This is a genomic window from Derxia gummosa DSM 723 (assembly GCF_000482785.1).
GTDB classification, from domain to species: Bacteria; Pseudomonadota; Gammaproteobacteria; order Burkholderiales; family Burkholderiaceae_E; genus Derxia; species Derxia gummosa.
Window position 1 is genome coordinate 595,980 of the sequence record NZ_AXWS01000007.1, and the last position, 17,220, is coordinate 613,199.

The 17,220-nt window shown below is 64.9% G+C and carries 18 protein-coding genes and 1 tRNA gene; 15 read left to right on the plus strand and 4 right to left on the minus strand.

Annotated elements, in window-relative coordinates:
- Positions 1-8: 8 nt before the first annotated feature.
- The gene (gene nifB / locus H566_RS0103850) at positions 9-1,604 is read right to left on the minus strand and encodes a nitrogenase cofactor biosynthesis protein NifB (protein WP_028310397.1); all 1,596 of its coding nucleotides are present in this window, start codon (positions 1,602-1,604) and stop codon (positions 9-11) included.
- A 163-nt stretch (positions 1,605-1,767) separates the two neighbouring features.
- On the minus strand, positions 1,768-3,525 hold the full coding sequence (nifA, locus tag H566_RS0103855; protein WP_028310398.1) for a nif-specific transcriptional activator NifA: 1,758 nt from the start codon (positions 3,523-3,525) through the stop codon (positions 1,768-1,770).
- Positions 3,526-4,170: 645 nt separating this feature from the next.
- On the opposite strand from nifA, the gene H566_RS0103860 reads away from it, so the two are divergent.
- The 14 genes from H566_RS0103860 (at position 4,171) to H566_RS0103925 (ending at position 15,603) form a co-directional block, all read left to right on the plus strand.
- Positions 4,171-5,382, plus strand: coding sequence for an IscS subfamily cysteine desulfurase (locus tag H566_RS0103860; RefSeq protein ID WP_028310399.1), 1,212 nt, complete (start codon positions 4,171-4,173; stop codon positions 5,380-5,382).
- A gap of 36 nt (positions 5,383-5,418) precedes the next feature.
- The gene (iscU, locus tag H566_RS0103865) at positions 5,419-5,838 is read left to right on the plus strand and encodes a Fe-S cluster assembly scaffold IscU (protein WP_028310400.1); all 420 of its coding nucleotides are present in this window, start codon (positions 5,419-5,421) and stop codon (positions 5,836-5,838) included.
- A complete protein-coding gene (gene erpA, locus H566_RS0103870) occupies positions 5,835-6,191 on the plus strand; it encodes an iron-sulfur cluster insertion protein ErpA (RefSeq protein ID WP_028310401.1) in 357 nt (118 codons plus the stop codon). The genes iscU and erpA overlap by 4 nt, the downstream gene beginning before the upstream one ends.
- Before the next feature lie 10 nt (positions 6,192-6,201).
- Complete coding sequence (iscA, locus tag H566_RS0103875; protein WP_028310402.1) at positions 6,202-6,525, plus strand: iron-sulfur cluster assembly protein IscA; 324 nt, start codon at positions 6,202-6,204, stop codon at positions 6,523-6,525.
- 192 nt (positions 6,526-6,717) lie between these two features.
- Positions 6,718-8,658: a Fe-S protein assembly chaperone HscA gene (gene hscA / locus H566_RS0103880; RefSeq protein WP_028310403.1), complete on the plus strand. Its 1,941-nt coding sequence runs from the start codon at positions 6,718-6,720 to the stop codon at positions 8,656-8,658.
- Between the two features lie 14 nt (positions 8,659-8,672).
- Positions 8,673-9,008 (plus strand): ISC system 2Fe-2S type ferredoxin, encoded by a 336-nt coding sequence (gene fdx, locus H566_RS0103885; RefSeq protein ID WP_028310404.1) that lies wholly within the window; start codon positions 8,673-8,675, stop codon positions 9,006-9,008.
- Between the two features lie 395 nt (positions 9,009-9,403).
- On the plus strand, positions 9,404-10,543 hold the full coding sequence (nifV, locus tag H566_RS0103890; RefSeq protein ID WP_028310405.1) for a homocitrate synthase: 1,140 nt from the start codon (positions 9,404-9,406) through the stop codon (positions 10,541-10,543).
- Positions 10,544-10,578: 35 nt separating this feature from the next.
- The gene (nifW, locus tag H566_RS0103895) at positions 10,579-10,956 is read left to right on the plus strand and encodes a nitrogenase stabilizing/protective protein NifW (RefSeq protein ID WP_028310406.1); all 378 of its coding nucleotides are present in this window, start codon (positions 10,579-10,581) and stop codon (positions 10,954-10,956) included.
- Positions 10,957-11,006: 50 nt separating this feature from the next.
- On the plus strand, positions 11,007-11,855 hold the full coding sequence (locus tag H566_RS0103900) for an electron transfer flavoprotein subunit beta/FixA family protein (RefSeq protein ID WP_028310407.1): 849 nt from the start codon (positions 11,007-11,009) through the stop codon (positions 11,853-11,855).
- A 26-nt stretch (positions 11,856-11,881) separates the two neighbouring features.
- Entirely contained in the window at positions 11,882-12,985 is a 1,104-nt protein-coding gene (locus H566_RS0103905; protein ID WP_028310408.1) for an electron transfer flavoprotein subunit alpha/FixB family protein, read from the plus strand.
- Positions 12,986-13,005: 20 nt separating this feature from the next.
- Positions 13,006-14,310, plus strand: coding sequence for an FAD-dependent monooxygenase (locus H566_RS0103910; RefSeq protein WP_028310409.1), 1,305 nt, complete (start codon positions 13,006-13,008; stop codon positions 14,308-14,310).
- A complete protein-coding gene (locus H566_RS0103915; protein WP_028310410.1) occupies positions 14,307-14,603 on the plus strand; it encodes a ferredoxin family protein in 297 nt (98 codons plus the stop codon). Before H566_RS0103910 ends, H566_RS0103915 begins: the two co-directional genes overlap by 4 nt.
- 102 nt (positions 14,604-14,705) lie before the next feature.
- A complete protein-coding gene (locus H566_RS0103920; protein WP_028310411.1) occupies positions 14,706-15,032 on the plus strand; it encodes a (2Fe-2S) ferredoxin domain-containing protein in 327 nt (108 codons plus the stop codon).
- Positions 15,033-15,102: 70 nt separating this feature from the next.
- The gene (locus H566_RS0103925) at positions 15,103-15,603 is read left to right on the plus strand and encodes a hypothetical protein (RefSeq protein WP_028310412.1); all 501 of its coding nucleotides are present in this window, start codon (positions 15,103-15,105) and stop codon (positions 15,601-15,603) included.
- A 192-nt stretch (positions 15,604-15,795) separates the two neighbouring features.
- Here the strand turns inward: H566_RS0103925 and H566_RS0103930 are convergent.
- Together H566_RS0103930 and H566_RS28780 are read right to left on the minus strand one after the other, a co-directional pair.
- A tRNA-Pro gene (locus H566_RS0103930) sits at positions 15,796-15,872 on the minus strand.
- A gap of 66 nt (positions 15,873-15,938) precedes the next feature.
- Positions 15,939-16,364, minus strand: a complete 426-nt coding sequence (locus tag H566_RS28780; protein ID WP_156924283.1) for a hypothetical protein — start codon at positions 16,362-16,364, stop codon at positions 15,939-15,941.
- Between the two features lie 281 nt (positions 16,365-16,645).
- On the opposite strand from H566_RS28780, the gene H566_RS0103940 reads away from it, so the two are divergent.
- Positions 16,646-16,978, plus strand: coding sequence for a hypothetical protein (locus H566_RS0103940; protein ID WP_156924284.1), 333 nt, complete (start codon positions 16,646-16,648; stop codon positions 16,976-16,978).
- The last annotated feature ends 242 nt before the right edge of the window (positions 16,979-17,220 follow it).

Consider the following 17,220-nt stretch of genomic DNA (forward strand, 5'->3'; position numbering starts at 1 on the left):
TAGGCTGCTCAGGCAGCAGCTTCGGCGGTGAATGCACCCTGGCGGATCGACGCGTCGCCGCGCGCCTTGTGTTCGATCTCGCCGCGGGCGATGCGGGCGCGGTAATCCGCGAACCAGTCGAGTGCCGCCTTCTCGATGAACTCGCCGGCGAACTGGTCGATCGGCTCGATGCCGGCCTGCTTGAGTTCATCCTTGGGGCAGGCGCCGATCTTGGCGACCAGCACGGCGTGGCAGTCGTTGATGGCGCGCACGATCGAGGGCAGTTGCTCGTCCTCGCCGAAGCCGCCCTGGCAGTACAGGTCGACACGACGGTGACCGACGAACAGCGCTTCGGACGACGACACTTCGAAGACCTGGAACTCGGTGACATGGCCGAAGTGCTCGTTGACGCGACCGCCGCCCTTGGTGGCGACGGCGACCAGCACCTTCATGCCGTCATCCGCTTCGGTCGCGGCCGATTCGGCCAGCGCGGCCAGCTTGGCTTCGTGCTGGGCGACGCGCTCTTCCTCGACCTTGTCCTGGTAGCTCTTGCGCTTGTCCAGGTCATAGACGACTTCCATTTCCTCGATCTTGTCGAGGGTGAACTCTTCCGAGCGGTCTTCGCCGAGCAGGCCGACGGCGTCGGCACGGCACTGGCGGCAGTGACGCATCAGGTTGGCGCCGCCGGCGCAGGCATCCTGCACGGCCTTCAGCTCTTGCGCCGTCGGGCCACGCTGGCCGTTGAGGCCGAAGTAGGTGCCGTGTTCCGGAGCCGAGATGAGCGGCATGATGTTGTGCAGGAAGGCGCCACGGGCCTTGACCGCGCGGTTCACCTCGATCAGGTGCTCGTCGTTGACGCCGGGGATGAGCACCGAGTTGATCTTGGTGAGCACGCCGCGGGCGGTCAGCATTTCGAGGCCGAGCATCTGCTGTTCATGCAGGATGCGGGCGGCTTCGATGCCGGTCACGCGCTTGTGTTCCCAGAAGATCCACGGGTAGATCTTGGCGCCGACTTCCGGATCGACCATGTTGATCGTGATGGTCACGTGGTCGATGTTGTACTTGCAGATCTCGTCGACGTACTTGGGCAGGGCCAGACCGTTCGTGGACAGGCAGAGCTTGATGTCCGGAGCCTTCTCGGCCAGCTGGCGGAAGGTCTCGAAGGTCTTGGCCGGGCTGGCGAGCGAATCGCCGGGGCCGGCGATGCCGAGCACCGTCATCTGCGGGATTTCGCTGGCAACGGCGAGCACCTTCTTGACGGCCTGGTCGGGCGTGAGCTTTTGCGAAACCACGCCGGGGCGCGATTCGTTCGAGCAGTCGTACTTGCGATTGCAGTAGTTGCACTGGATGTTGCAGGCCGGAGCCACCGCGACGTGCATGCGGGCGTAGTGGTGGTGGGCTTCTTCCGAGTAGCAGGGGTGGTTCTTGACCTTGTCCCAGATTTCCTGGGGCATGTCGTCGGGGCCACCGGAGCTGCCGCAGCTGGCCTTCCCGGAGCCGCCGGTCGTGCCGCAGCCAGATGGCGCGGCCTCAGCGGCTTCGGACAGGGCACTGCCTGTCTTCAATGCGTCGATCTGAATGTAGGAAGTGGACGGCGGGGAGGTCGTGGCTTGCGTGGGTTGCATCGCTGCTCCTTTCAGATCGGATCGATGGGGTGCCGGGCTTGGCGTATCGACCATTCAGCGATTTCTGTGCCACTGTTTTTATTCTTTTGAATCAATTACTTAACTGCTTTGTTGGCTTGTCGCCCTTGTCGCTGTCACGACAAAGCCGACAAGCCTGCGAGGGTTAGAACTTGCGTACCTCGATCTGATACTTCTGGAGCGCGTATCCCATCTGGCGCGGGGTGATGTTGAGCAGGCGCGCGGCCTTGGCCTGAACCCAGCCGCTGCGCTCCATCGCCCAGATCAGACGCTCGCGTTCGCCCTGAGGCTTCTCGTCGGCGGGGTCGAGCCGTCCCGGCGCCGGACGCGGCGCGAAGGCGCGTCCGTCGAAGTCGGGCATGCCGCCTTCCGTGGCCGGTTCGCGCGGGATGGGCGGGAAGGAGGGCGTCGAATAGCCCGGCATCGGCGGCGGCATGACAGCGCTTGCATCGACCGGCTGGGGCGCATGACGCGACACCGGCGGTGCGATGACCGCCTCGACCGGCACGCGGGCCGGCGCGACCGCGTCGTCCTTCTCGATGTTGTGCAGCATCTGCGTCAGACATCGATCGCTGCAACAGGGGAAGTTCATCGCCTCGATGACCTTGCCCTGCGTCATCGTCGCGGTGCGCTCGACGCAGTTCTCCAGCTCGCGCACATTGCCGGGCCAGTAGCAGTTGTAGAGCACGCGCATCGCGTCGGGCGACACGCGCAGCTCGCGCTTGTTGTCCTTGTTGTAGCGCTCGAGGATGTGGGTGACGAGCGGCGGGATGTCCTCGCGGCGCTCGCGCAGCGGCGGCAGGAACACGCTCACCACGTTGATGCGGTAGTACAGGTCGGCGCGGAAGGTGCCCGCGGCAACCATCTTCTCAAGATTGCGGTTGGTCGCGCAGATGAGCCGCACATCGACCTTGATCGCCTTGATGCCGCCCACGCGCTCGAACTCGCGCTCCTGCAGCACGCGCAGCAGCTTGGCCTGGAAGGCCGGCGAGATGTCGCCGATCTCGTCGAGGAAGAGCGTGCCGCCGTTGGCCAGCTCGAAGCGGCCCTTGCGGTCGCCCACGGCGCCGGTGAAGGCGCCCTTCTCGTGACCGAACAGTTCGCTTTCCAGCAGGCTCTCGGTCAGCGCGGCGCAGTTCACCTTCACGAAGGCCGCGTTCGCGCGCGGCGACAGCTCGTGGATCGCGCGCGCGATGACTTCCTTGCCGGTGCCGCTCTCGCCGCGCAGCAGCACGGTCGAGCGCGACGGTCCGACCTGATGCACCTCGGCGAACACCTCCTGCATGCGCTTGCTGTGGCCGATCGCGTTGTTGATGTTGAAACGGCCCTTCAGCTCGCGCTTGAGGCGGCGCGTCTCGTTCATCCACTGGTCACGCTCGGCCGTGACATTGCGGTTGAGCACGATGGCCTGGCTCATGAGGGTGGCCACCATCGTGAGCAGCGGCAGGTCGTTGCGGAAGCCGCCGATGCCGGTGGTGATGCGGTCGATCGCGAGCACGCCGAGCACGCCGCGGTTGCTCTTGATCGGCACGGCCGCGAAGCCGATGCGCTGGCCCGGCTCGGCCTGCGGCATGTTCGCGAACTCAGGCTCGTCGCTGATGTCGGGCACGACGACCGGCACGCCGTTCGAGTACACGCGACCGATCACGCCCTCGCCGGCCTGGAAGCGACCTGCCCCCCGCTCGTCCTGCGCCACGCCGACCCAGCTCGCGAGCGACAACCCGCCATCGGGATCCTCGAGCACGACCATCGCCCGCCGGAAGTCCATGTGCGTCGTCAGGACGTTGAGCGCCTCGCGGAATGTTCGCGAGACATCGAGAGAGGAACTGAGAATCCGACTGATCGCGTAGATGGTGACCAGTTCAACGCGCGCCCTGGAAGTCGACTTGGAGTCTTCCTGCATGTGCATCCCCTTGATGAACGATGCGGCCAATGGCCAACACAAACCAGCTAAGTGCCTCGTCCAGCAATGCCCTCGGGCTTGGAATTCTTCTGTTTGCTGATCTGCCCGCGCGCCAACGTTCGAATTTTCGGGTTGGGTGCCAATTCGGTGCAGGCGTAAGAAAGAGCAAGGAACAAACCAAGACTCGTGGCCACGACAAACCGAGGGTCATCCCTTAGTCACGAATTTGATCAAACGCAAAAGCTGATGGATTAAAGAGCCATTGAGCATTTCCACGCACAGGCGATCCGCCCGATCTCGTGCAGGATGCGCGCCCCGAAAATCCAGTCGCCGCATCCACCGGCCGCGGCGCCTCACGAATGCCGCGCGCCACATCCGAATTTGGGGCAGTCATGCCCCAATCGGTTGCCCGGTCACCCGAACCGTGACAGCGACGCGCGCAATCGGCACCGTCCCGAATGTCGTGGCGAGCAATCCTTGCTTGTCCCATACACGACAAACACGACATCGCCACCCGGGTCGCACCCGGCCGCCTGGGCGATTGCAAGCCATTGAATTAAAACGACTTATTTCCCGATCAATCCGGTGGCACACCGATTGCGGTAGCGGTTGCATCCACGACCCTGCCAGCTACGGAGCCATCCCATGATCGAGCGTCCGATCTATCTCGATTACGCCGCCACCACCCCGGTCGATCCGCGTGTCGTCGCGAAGATGGTGCCCTTCCTGTACGAGCAGTTCGGCAACCCGGCCTCGCGCAGCCACGCTTATGGCTGGGCTGCCGAAGAGGCCGTCGAAATCGCTCGCGAACACGTCGCCCAGCTGCTGAACGCCGATCCGCGCGAAATCGTCTGGACCTCGGGCGCGACCGAATCCAACAACCTCGCCATCAAGGGCGCCGCGCAGTTCCACGGCGGCCGCGGCAAGCATCTCATCACCGTCAAGACCGAGCACAAGGCCGTGCTCGACACGATGCGCGAACTCGAACGCCAGGGCTTCGAGGTTACGTATCTCGACGTGATGGAGAACGGCCTCCTCGACTTCGAGGCCTTCAAGGCTGCGATCCGCCCCGACACCATCCTTGCCTCGGTCATGCTCGTGAACAACGAGATCGGCGTGGTGCAGGACGTGGTCAAGCTCGGCACGCTGTGCCGCGAGAAGGGCGTGCTGTTCCATGTAGACGCCGCCCAGGGCACCGGCAAGGTCGAGATCGACCTCAACAAGTGGCCGGTCGATCTCATGAGCCTGTCGGCGCACAAGACCTACGGCCCCAAGGGCATCGGCGCGCTGTACGTGCGCCGCAAGCCGCGTGTGCGCATCGAGGCGCAGATGCACGGCGGCGGTCATGAACGCGGCTTCCGCTCGGGCACGCTGGCCGTGCATCAGATCGTCGGCATGGGCGAGGCCTATCGCCTCGTGCACCAGCACATGCATGAAGAGAACGTGCGCATCAAGACGCTGCGTGACCGCCTCTGGTCCGGCCTCAGCAAGATGGACGAGGTCTTCCTCAACGGCGATCTCGAACAGCGCGTGCCACACAACCTCAACGTCAGCTTCAACTTCGTCGAAGGCGAGTCGCTGCTGATGGGCATCAAGGGCGTCGCCGTCTCGTCGGGCTCGGCCTGCACCTCGGCCAGCCTGGAGCCGTCCTACGTGCTGCGCGCCCTCGGCCGCAGCGACGAGCTGGCGCACAGCTCGATCCGTTTCTCGATCGGCCGCTTCACGACCGAGGAAGAAGTTGACCGCACGATCGAACAGGTCACCACCGCGGTCGCCAAGCTCCGCGAACTGAGCCCCCTGTGGGACATGCACCGCGAAGGCATCGACCTGTCCACGGTCCAGTGGGCTGAACACTGAAATCCTCATCTTCAACGCATCTTCGGGAGTAGGAACATGGCTTACAGCGACAAGGTTCTCGACCACTACGACAACCCGCGCAATGTCGGCGCGATGGACTCCGGCGACGACACCGTCGGCACCGGCATGGTCGGCGCGCCGGCCTGCGGCGACGTGATGCGCCTGCAGATCAAGGTGAACGAGGCCGGCGTGATCGAGGACGCCAAGTTCAAGACCTACGGCTGCGGCTCGGCCATCGCCTCCAGCTCGCTTGTGACCGAATGGGTCAAGGGCAAGACGCTCGACGAAGCCCTCGCCATCAAGAACACCGACATCGCGGAAGAGCTCGCCCTCCCGCCCGTCAAGATCCACTGCTCGATCCTCGCCGAGGACGCGATCAAGGCCGCGGTCGCCGACTACCGCACCAAGACCACGATCGCCGATGCCGGCGCCACCACCGCGGAGACCCAGCAATGAGCACCGACGTTCTCGAAGAAGCCCCCGCCCTGCTCAACATGAGCGATTCGGCGGCCGCCAAGATCCAGGAACTCATCACCGAGGAAGGCAACCCCGAACTCAAGCTGCGCATCTACGTGTCGGGCGGCGGCTGCTCTGGCTTCCAGTACGGCTTCGCGTTCGAAGAGACCGTCAACGAAGACGACATGCGTGTCGAGAAGCACGGTGTGTCGATCGTCGTCGACGCGATGAGCCTCCAGTACCTGACCGGCGCCAACATCGATTACGAAGACAGCCTCGAAGGCTCGCGCTTCGTGATCAAGAACCCGAATGCCACCAGCACCTGCGGCTGCGGCAGCTCGTTCTCGGTCTGAGGTCGGCGACATGGCGATCACCGTCACCGAACCGGCAGCGCGTCAGATCACGAAGTCGCTGGTCAAGCGTGGCAAGGGCCTCGGCCTGCGCCTCGCGGTCAAGACCAGCGGCTGCTCGGGCTTCGCGTATGCGCTCGAATTCGTCGACGAGGCCGAAGGCAGCGACAACGTGTACGAAGGTTTCGGCGTGAAGATCTACGTCGATCCCAAGAGTCTCGCGATGCTTGACGGCACCGAACTCGACTTCGTGCGCGAAGGCCTCAACGAAGGCTTCAAGTTCAACAACCCGAATGTCACCGCCGCCTGCGGCTGCGGCGAGAGCTTCGCGGTCTGACGCAGCCGGGCTGCCTTGCAAGCCCTTGCAGCACGACCCTGAAGCTTCCGGGGATCCGGCCGGATTCCCGGAGGGTTGGATGTCCGCCCCGCGCCCGGCGGAGCGGACATCCAACCTCGACTCCGGTGCTCCATCGACTCCCCGCGATGGACGGCACCCCTCCTCTCCCATCCTCCTCGACGCGAACCGACCATGGCCCTGCTGCAAATCGCCGAACCCGGCCTGAGTACCGCGCCGCACCAGCATCGTCTGGCGGTCGGCATCGACCTCGGTACCACCAACTCCCTCGTCGCCTCCGTCATGAGCGGCGAAGCGAAGGTGCTGCGCGACGACCAGGGGCGGCCGCTGCTGCCCTCGGTCGTGCGCTACACGCCGCCGCCGGCCGAGGCCGCCGCGCCCGTCGCCACCGACCCGAACGCGCCGAGCTTCGACCTTCCCGCCGAAGCCACGCTGTACCGCCCGGTGGTGGGCCATGACGCCCAGGCCGCGCAGAGCGCCGATCCGCTCAACACGATCGTGTCGGTCAAGCGCTTCATGGGTCGCAAGCTCGCGGACCTCCAGGAAGGCGAAAGCGCGACCTACAAGCTCGTCGATGGCGCCGGCATGGTCAGCTGCGAGACGGTCGCCGGCGTGAAGACGCCGGTGGAAGTGTCGGCCGAAATCCTCAAGGTGCTGCGCGAGCGCGCCGAGGCCACGCTCGGCGGCGACATCACCGGCGCGGTCATCACCGTGCCCGCCTACTTCGATGACGCCCAGCGCCAGGCCACGAAGGATGCCGCCAAGCTTGCCGGCCTGCACGTGCTGCGCCTGCTCAACGAACCGACGGCGGCCGCGATCGCCTACGGCCTCGACAAGGGCACGGAAGGCGTGTTTGCCATCTACGACCTCGGCGGCGGCACCTTCGACATCTCGATCCTGCGCTTCGCGCGCGGCGTGTTCGAAGTGCTGGCCACCAACGGCGACTCGGCCCTCGGTGGCGACGACTTCGACCGCGCGATCGCCGTGTGGCTGAGCGGCGGCTGCGCCCTCGAAGGCCGCGCGCCGAGCGATGTGCGGCTGCTGCTCACGCATGCGCGCGCCGCCAAGGAAGCTCTCACCTATCAGGACGCGGTCGAGATCAACTGCACGCTCTGCGACAGCTGCTCGGTCAACAAGGTGCTGACGCGCGAAACCTTCAACGCGCTGGCCGCGCCGCTCGTCGCCAAGACGATGAAACCGGTGCGCAAGGCGATGCGCGATGCCGGCGTCGAACTCGCCGACATCAGCGGCGTCGTGATGGTGGGCGGCTCGACCCGCATGCCGATCGTGCGTCATGCGGTGGGCGACTTCTTCGGGAAGGAACCGCTGGTCGATCTCGACCCCGATCAGGTCGTCGCCATCGGCGCCTCGATCCAGGCCGACGTGCTCGCCGGCAACCGCGGCGGCGACGACTGGCTGCTGCTGGATGTGTGCCCGCTGTCGCTCGGCCTTGAAACCATGGGCGGCCTGGCCGAGAAGATCATCCCGCGCAACTCGGTCATCCCGACCGCGCGCGCCCAGGACTTCACGACGTTCAAGGACGGCCAGACGGCAATGATGATTCACGTCGTCCAGGGCGAGCGCGAGCTGGTGTCGGAATGCCGCTCGCTCGCGCAGTTCGTGCTGCGCGGCATCCCGCCGATGTCGGCCGGCGCGGCGCGCATCCGCGTGACCTTCCAGATCGACGCCGACGGCCTGCTGAGCGTGACGGCCAAGGAAATGGTGAGTGGCGTCGAGTCGCACATCGAGGTCAAGCCGACCTACGGCCTCGGCGACGACGAAGTCGCCCGCATGCTCATGGACGCCTTCGGCCAGTCCGAAGCCGATGCCAAGGCTCGCATGCTGCGCGAAGCCCAGGTGGACGCCCGCCGCCTCATCGATGCGACCGAGGCAGCGCTGGCCCAGGACGGCGAGGCGCTGCTCAGCCCGCCCGAGCGCGTGCAGATCCGCAATGCGCTGCACGCCCTCGTGGATGCGCTCGAAACCTGCACCGACGGCAAGGAGCTGCGCGCCGCCACCGATGTCTGCAACAAGGCGACCGAACCCTTCGCCGCCAAGCGCATGAACGCGAGCATCCAGAAGGCGCTCGCGGGCCGCTCGGTCGAAACCATCTGAAGCCGGAGCCAAACATGCCGATCGTCAAGGTCCTGCCACACCCCGATCTCTGCCCAGAGGGTGCGAGCTTCGACGTCAAGAAGGGCAAGTCGCTCGTCGATGCGCTGCTCGCCAATGGCATCGAGATCGAGCACGCCTGCGAGAAGGTCTGCGCCTGCGCCACCTGTCACGTGCACATCCGCCAGGGCAAGAACTCCGTCAAGGAAGCCGACGACGAGGAAGAGGACGAGCTCGACAACGCCTGGGGCCTCGACCCCGATTCGCGGCTCGCCTGCTGCGTCAAGCTCGGCGAGGTCGACCTGGTGGTTGAACTGCCCAAGCACACACGCAATCTTGCCCGCGAACACTAAGCGACATTGCCGACAAACGGGCGCGTCACGGGCAACCGTGACGCGCTTTTTTGTTGCCTGCGCATGGCATGGTCAGGCAATCATGCAAGCGTTTGCATGAAGCGGATCGGGTGTTATTGCGGTGGCGATTCCGCCCGCATGACCGACTCGCTTGCGCCAGATCAAGGCGCCAGCCGTCGCAATGCCAGCCGTCTTCTTAAGCCGCTTTTTCCGCACTTCTTCAGTCCGTTTCCGACGCCTTCGACACCCCTCTTCCTCTCCGATCTGCTGTGTCAAAGCCTACAAACGCTACAAGCCGATAGGGTTGTAATTTGTCCTTTTAAATCAATGACTTAATGAGCGCAATGGCGTGGCACACCGCTTGCTGATGACCCGGCAACCAGGGAGCCAGATCCATGAGCCCGATCATCAACGACACGACCTTGCGCGACGGCGAGCAGACCGCCGGCGTCGCATTCACGGCCGACGAGAAGCGCGCCATCGCGCAGGCTCTCGATGCCGCCGGCGTGCCGGAGCTAGAGGTGGGCATTCCGGCCATGGGTGCCACCGAGCTCGACGTCATCCATTCCATCGCTGGCCTCGGTCTGGGCGCCAAGCTCATGGTCTGGGGTCGCATGTGCGAGAACGATCTCAAGGCCGCGCTCGCCTGCCCGATCGACATCTGCCACCTGTCCATCCCCGTGTCCGACGTGCAGATCGAGCGCAAGCTGCGCCGCTCGCGCGACTGGGTGCTCGACCAGGTGCGCTACTGGGTCGCCAAGGGACTGGATGCCGGCGTGGACGTATCGGTCGGCTTTGAAGATGCCTCGCGCGCCGACCAGTCCTTCCTGGCCCGCGTGGGCGAGGTGGCGCAGGCCACCGGCGCGCGTCGCGTGCGCTATGCCGACACGCTCGGCGTGCTCGATCCGTTCACCACGTTCGAGCACATCCGCAACCTGCGCAAGGCCATCGACATCGAGATCGAGATCCACGCCCACAACGACCTGGGTCTCGCCACCTCCAACACCCTCGCTGCTCTGCTCGCGGGTGCAACCCATGCCAATACCACCGTCAACGGCCTCGGCGAGCGCGCGGGCAACGCAGCGCTCGAAGAGGTGGTGATGGGGATGAGGCATCTCTACGCGATCGACTGCAATGTCGATACCCGCGCCCTGCCCGGCATCTCGCGCCTCGTGGCGCAGGCCTCGGGCCGGCCGGTGGCGGCCAACAAGAGCATCGTCGGCGATGCCGTCTTCACGCATGAAGCGGGCATCCATGTCGACGGCCTGCTCAAGGACCGCGCGAACTACGAAGGCTTCGACCCGGCCGAAGTCGGCCGCGAGCACCGCACGGTACTCGGCAAGCATTCGGGCTCCAGCGCCGTGACCGCCGCCTATGCGCGACTCGGCCTGCTGCTCAGCTCGGTCGAGGCCAACGAATTGCTCGGCCGCATCCGTCAGCACGTGATGCTGACGAAGCGGGAGCCGACGAGCGATGAACTCAAGCGCTTCTACATCGAAGCCGAGTTCGCCGAGGCGACGGTGCATCGCGCCTGATCGCATTCAACGCAACCCTCCATCGGAGACCCGCCATGGACGAACTGACTCGCCGCCTCTCGCAAATGTCGGCGGCTGAGGATTTCCTCAACTTCTTCGGCGTCCGTTACGACCAGGCGGTCGTCAACGTCAATCGCCTGCACATCCTCAAGCGCTTCTATCAGTACCTGCGCAAGGCGGAACTCGAAGGACTCGACGAGGTCGCAATGTTCGCGCGCTACCGCGAACTGCTGACCAAGGCCTACGAGGATTTCGTGGGCTCTTCGGCGGCGAAGGAAAAGGTGTTCAAGGTCTTCCAGGAAGCCGACGGCAATCAGCATGTGTCGCTCGACAGCCTGAAGTCGAGCCTGCCCGCCAAGCGGGCCGGCAGCAGTGAAGGTGGCGTTCCTCCCGGCGCCCAAGCCGTGGCGTAAGGCGCCCAAAGGCCAACAGAGCCGAACAACAAAAAGCCAAGGAGTGCGACATGCACATCGTCGTCTGTATCAAGCAGGTCCCGGACTCGGCGCAGATCCGCGTCCATCCGGTCACCAACACGATCATGCGCCAGGGGGTTCCGGCGATCGTGAACCCCTATGACCTCTTTGCGGTTGAAGAGGCATTGCGTCTGAAGGATAAGTTCGGTGGCCGCGTCACCGTGCTTTGCATGGGTCCCCCGCAGGCGGAAGACTCGCTGCGCAAGTGCGTGTCCTTCGGCTGCGATGACGCCATCCTCGTGACCGACCGCGCCTTCGCCGGCGCCGACACGCTCGCGACCTCGTACGCGCTGGCCTCGGCCATCACGACGATCAGCAAGGAACAGAAGGTCGATCTGGTCTTCACCGGCAAGCAGACAATCGACGGCGATACTGCCCAGGTCGGCCCCGGCATCGCCAAGCGCCTCAACCTCCAGCTGCTGACCTACGTGTCGCGCATCGTCGATGTGGACCTCAAGGACCGCACGATCACGATCGAGCGTCGCGCCGAAGGCGGCGTGCAGGTGCTGAAGACCGCGCTGCCAAGCCTCATCACGATGCTCGAGAACACCAACACGATGCGCTTCGCGAACATGGACAACATGATTCGCGCCGCCCGCTACCAGGTGAAGATGTGGAACAAGGATGCGGCCGGCATCGAGGACCCGACCAAGATCGGCCTCAAGGGCTCGCCCACCATCGTCAGCAAGGTGTTCGTGCCGAGCCCGCGCAACGAGAAGGCCGACTGCATCAACCTCGATGAAAGCACCCCGCGCGATGCAGCCTTGAACATGCTGCAGAAGATCTTCACCGCGCATCCGCTGCTCGAAGACGACCTCGTCGAGCGCGGTTCGGTCTGATTCCCCCACACGCCTGGAGATAAGCAATGAGCGAAGCACCCAAGAAGGCTGCGCCCGCCGGACGTGCGGGTCGCAATACCGAACTGCCCGAACACCTCAAGGCCTACAAGGGCGTCTGGGTGTTCATCGAGCATGACCGCGGCGTCGTGCACCCTGTGTCGTGGGAACTGATCGGCGAAGGCCGCAAGCTGGCCGACAAGCTCGGCTGCACGCTGTCCGGCGTGCTGATGGGCGGTCCCGACGAGAACCTCGACGCCTTCGCGAAGGAAGCCTACGGCTTCGGCGCCGACAAGTGCTACATCATCCGCGACCCGATCCTGAAGGGGTATCGCAACGAGCCCTTCACGAAGGGCCTGACCAAGCTGGTCAACGAATTCCAGCCCGAGATCATGCTGCTCGGCGCCTCGACGATGGGCCGCGACCTCGCCGGCTCTGTCGCCACCACGCTCCAGACCGGCCTGACCGCCGACTGCACCGAACTGAACATCGACGGCAACCGCGCCCTGGCCGCGACCCGTCCGACGTTCGGCGGCTCGCTCCTGTGCACGATCGTCACGCTGGCCTATCGCCCGCAGATGGCGACGGTGCGTCCGCGCGTCATGCAGATGCCGCGCGCCAATCCGGACCGCGAAGGCAGCATCGAGATCATCGAATCGACGCTCGGCCTGATCGAGACCGACATCGTCACCAAGCTGCTCGACTTCATCCCCGACGCGGCCAGCAACGCGCCCAAGCTCGAATACGCCGACATCATCATTTCCGGCGGCAAGGGCCTGAAGAACGCCGAGAACTTCAAGCTCGTGTTCGACCTCGCCAAGCTGCTCGGTGGCGAAGTGGGCTGCACCCGTCCGATCGTGCAGTCGGGCTGGCTCGAAGCCGAGCGGCAAGTGGGCCAGACCGGCAAGACCGTGCGTCCGAAGCTCTACATCGCCGCCGGCATCTCGGGCGCGATCCAGCATCGCGTCGGCATGGAAGGAGCCGATTGCATCATCGCGATCAACACCGATCCGAACGCGCCGATCTTCGACTTCGCCCACTTCGGCATCGTCGGCAATGCGATGCAGGTGCTGCCCGCGCTGACCGAAGCCTTCAAGACCCACATCGCACAGCGCGCCCGCAAGGTCGCCTGAGCCCGGAGATCACGATCATGATGAAAGAAAAGTTTGACGCGATCGTCGTCGGTGCCGGCCCCTCGGGCAACGCCGCGGCGTACACGCTGGCCAAGCAGGGCCTGAAGGTACTGCAGATCGAACGCGGCGAAACGCCGGGCTCGAAGAACGTGCAGGGCGCCATCCTGTATTCCGACGCGCTCGAACGGATCATTCCCGACTTCCGAGAGGACGCACCGCTGGAGCGCCACATCATCGAGCAGCGCATGTGGGTGCTCGACGACAAGAGCTTCGTCGGTTCGCACTTCCGCTCGGAGGACTACAACAAGCCGCCGTACAACCGCTACACGATCATCCGCGCCCAGTTCGACAAGTGGTTCAGCGGCAAGGTGCGTGAAGCCGGCGCGCTGGTCATCTGCGAGACCACGGTCGAAGAACTGCTGATGGACGGCGACCGCGTGGTCGGCGTGCGCTGCGACCGCGAAGGTGGCGACGTGTTCGCTGACGTGGTCGTGCTGGCCGACGGCGTGAACTCGACACTCGCCCGCAAGGCCGGCTTCCATCCCGACATCAAGGCCAAGAACGTCGCGCTCGCGGTGAAGGAAATCCTCTTCATGCCCGAAGAGAAGATCCAGGAGCGCTTCAACATCAAGGAAGAAGAAGGCGTCGTGATCGAGATGCTCGGCACGATCACCGACGGCATGGTCGGCACCGGCTTCCTCTACACCAACAAGGAATCGGTCACGATCGGCATCGGCTGCATCCTGGACGACTTCAAGAAGAACCCGAACCGCACCTCGCCCTACACGCTGCTCGAACAGCTCAAGAAGCACCCGTCGGTCGCGCCGCTGATCGAAGGCGGCGAGATGAAGGAATACACGGCTCACCTGATCCCCGAAGGCGGCTTCTTCGCCCTGCCCCAGCTCTACGGCAACGGCTGGATGATCGTCGGCGACTCGGCCGGCTTCGTGAACGCCGCCCACCGCGAAGGCTCGAACCTCGCGATGACCTCGGGCCGTCTGGCCGGCGAGACCATCGGCGAGCTGAAGAAGGCCGGCAAGGACACGACCGCCGCCAATCTCAAGCTCTACAAGGACAAGCTCGACGCGAGCTTCGTCATGAAGGACCTGCACAAGTACCGGCACATGCCCGAGGTCCTGCACAACAACAACCAGTTCTTCACGTCCTACCCGCAACTCGTGGCCAAGGCCGCGCAGACCATGTTCACGGTCGACAACGTGGACAAGCAGACCAAGGAACGTGAAATCCGCACCAGCTTCCGGTCGAGCCGCTCGCTCGTCGGTCTCATGAAGGACGCCTACAACCTGTGGAGGGCCACGCGATGAGCATCGTCGTCAACGTCGAAGAAAAGCTTTACCAGAACCGCTACAAGGTCGATCACGGCCGTCCGCACATCAAGATCAAGGAACCGGACCTGTGCAAGAACGACTGCAAGACGCAGTCGTGCACCTTCGTCTGCCCGGCCTCCTGCTACAAGGCGGAAGGCAACGGCGCGGTCACCCTCATCACCGACGGCTGCCTCGAATGCGGCTCCTGCCGCGTGATCTGCACCGAACTGTCGAACGTGCAGTGGGAGTACCCGCGCGGCGGCCACGGCGTGTTGTTCAAGTTCGGCTGAGCGCGGTCATGACCGGATGCCCGTGCCGGCGCGTGCAGGGGCATCCGGCAACTCGTTGTCTTCCTCCATAAACTCCAACAAACATCCGACAAGGAGTTCGCCATGTCCCGTCCCGCACGCCATGTGTTCGTGTGCACGCAGCAGCGCCCGCCCGGTCATCCGCGCGGCAGCTGCGCCGCCAAGGGCTCGACCCAGGTGCTGCAAACCTTCTGGGCCGAGCTGCAGAAGCGCAATGCCTACGAGAAGGTCGCGATCACGTATTCGGGCTGCCTCGGCCCCTGCGATTCGGGCGCGAACGTCCTCGTCTATCCCGAAGGCACGATGTACAGCGGCGTGACGCCCGCCGACGTGCCCGAGATCTTCAACGAGCACCTCGAGAACGGTAAGACCGTCGAGCGTCTGCTCGCCCCGCCGGAACTCTGGAGCTGAGTCCGCCATGCCGGCCGCCCTTGCGGTCGGCAGCGGACGCTTCGCAATCCCTTGCACAAGGACGATCGCGATGAACCTCTTCACCGGAGAGTCTTCGGACGAATACTTCGGCAGCGACACGCCGCCGTCGGTGCGGCGCCTGCTCGAACAGGCGGCCGGCGCGCCGCCGCAGCAGATCGAGGCGCTGCTCTGGACTGCGCAGGCCTCGGCGCCCGAGTGCCTCGCCACCTACTACCTGCTCTACAAGTTCCACGCCGGTCGGCGCCAGTTCGCACTGGCCGAGCGGGCGGCGCGCAAGGGCTTGCACATGGCGGCGGAACAGGCCGGCCTTGATGCCGACTGGACCAGGGTGCAGCCGGGTGCTGCCGATTTCAGCCAGATCGGTCCGGCGCGGTTCTGGCTTTTCACGCTGAAGGCACTGGCCTTCATCTCGCTGCGTTCGGGGCGTGAGGCCGATGCGCGCGCCTTCCTGGCGCATGTGCAGCTGCTCGACCCGCAGGGTGGCGTCGGTGGCGAGGTGATCGCCGCGCTTGCGGCAGCGGCGTCCGGCGGTTCGGACAAGGCGGCCTGATCGCGGCGTGCTGGCTCGCTGCCGTGGCCAGCGCCCGCCAAGGGCGGAGCCGGCCTCGCCGCGTGGCGCTCATCTCCCGGAGGCCGACGGATTGCAGGTGCGGGGCAGCTCTCCGTCGCTCACCGGATTCGTGCATCGGGCCAAATGAAAAACGGGCCTGCCATCAGCGATGACAGGCCCGTCCTGAATGTGTGGTCGGGGTGGAGGGATTCGAACCCCCGACATCCTGCTCCCAAAGCAGGCGCGCTACCGGACTGCGCTACACCCCGAAAAGCGCGAGATTCTAACGACCGCCAGCACTTCCACCAAGCTGAAAGACGGCAATCGGAGCGAAATCAGCGCTTGAGACGCTGGCGCACGATGACCAGCATGCTCACGAAGCCTGCAGCGAGCAGCGCGGCTGCCGAAGGTTCGCGCAGCGCCTCCGGCACATTGACCAGCTCGGCTTCGAGCAGCGCGTCCTGGCTGGCCGTCTCGCGGCCGACCGACGACGACACCGCCAGCGCATGCGCGACGCGACGGGCATCGTCCACGGCAGTGTTCATGCGTGCCGATAGGCTGGGCGTCGTGACCATCTGCGTCGCATTGGCAAACGTCGAGCGAGCCTCGCCGACGAAACTGCCAGCATTGGCAATCACGAGCGGTTGGTCAGTGCGAGCGCCATCGGCGTTACTGGCTGCAACTGCCAGCGTGGCACCTGCGGCGCCGCACACGACCATCATCGGAACGAGAAGCTTGCGGGCGAATCGGGACTGAGTCATTACGGCCTCCGGAGGCGGAGCTTGAGGGCGGTGGGAATGTTTTTCGAAGGATGGACTGATTCTAGACAGCTCTTCCGCGCCGCACAATTTTTCAGCATGCACTGCGCGAAATAGTCCTCATATTGATCGAAGTGGATACTTGCGCCCAAAATTGAAACATGTTTGGTAGCACACACTTCGTCCGCTGCACGGCAAGACACGAGCGACGGTTGGCTAGAATCGTGCCCTCGCCGCCGACTCTGCCGGAGTCGCTCAAGGCTCCCTTTCAACCAGGAACTCCCTTGAAAAAGCTCTTGCCGATCCTCGCGATCGCCATCAGCGCCGTGGCCATCCCGGTCCACGGCCAGACACGCCGCATTCCCGACGATGCTCGTCGGGCCGAGATCGGCCCGATCGACGTCTCGCATCTCGCGGTCTGGAGCCAGACGACGCGACTCGCGCCGGGCACACGCATCCTCGATCGCGACAACCGCTACATCACGCCGTCGGCGGTACCAGATGGCGCGGTCGCGCGGCTGCGTTACAACAACGACAGCAGTCTCCGTGACATCTGGCTGCTGACCGATGTCGAAATCTCGCGCACCGACCCGCAACCGGCCTGGCCCAAGCCCTGAAGCCGGCGTCCGGCGGTTCAGGACCAGCGAGCCACGCCGTCGCGGCAACCCGCAGCCGGACTGGCCCGAGCGTCCACCAGACGCACTGGCAGACGCTTTCCGCCGACCCGTGCAGCCATTACCTCGACCGTGCTGCCTTGCGACCACTGCGGACGAGTTGTCGGTCGTGAACCCGCCACAGCGGCTCCGACCGGCCATGCCGGTCGCACCGTACGGCACCGATACCTGGGCATACGCCCAGC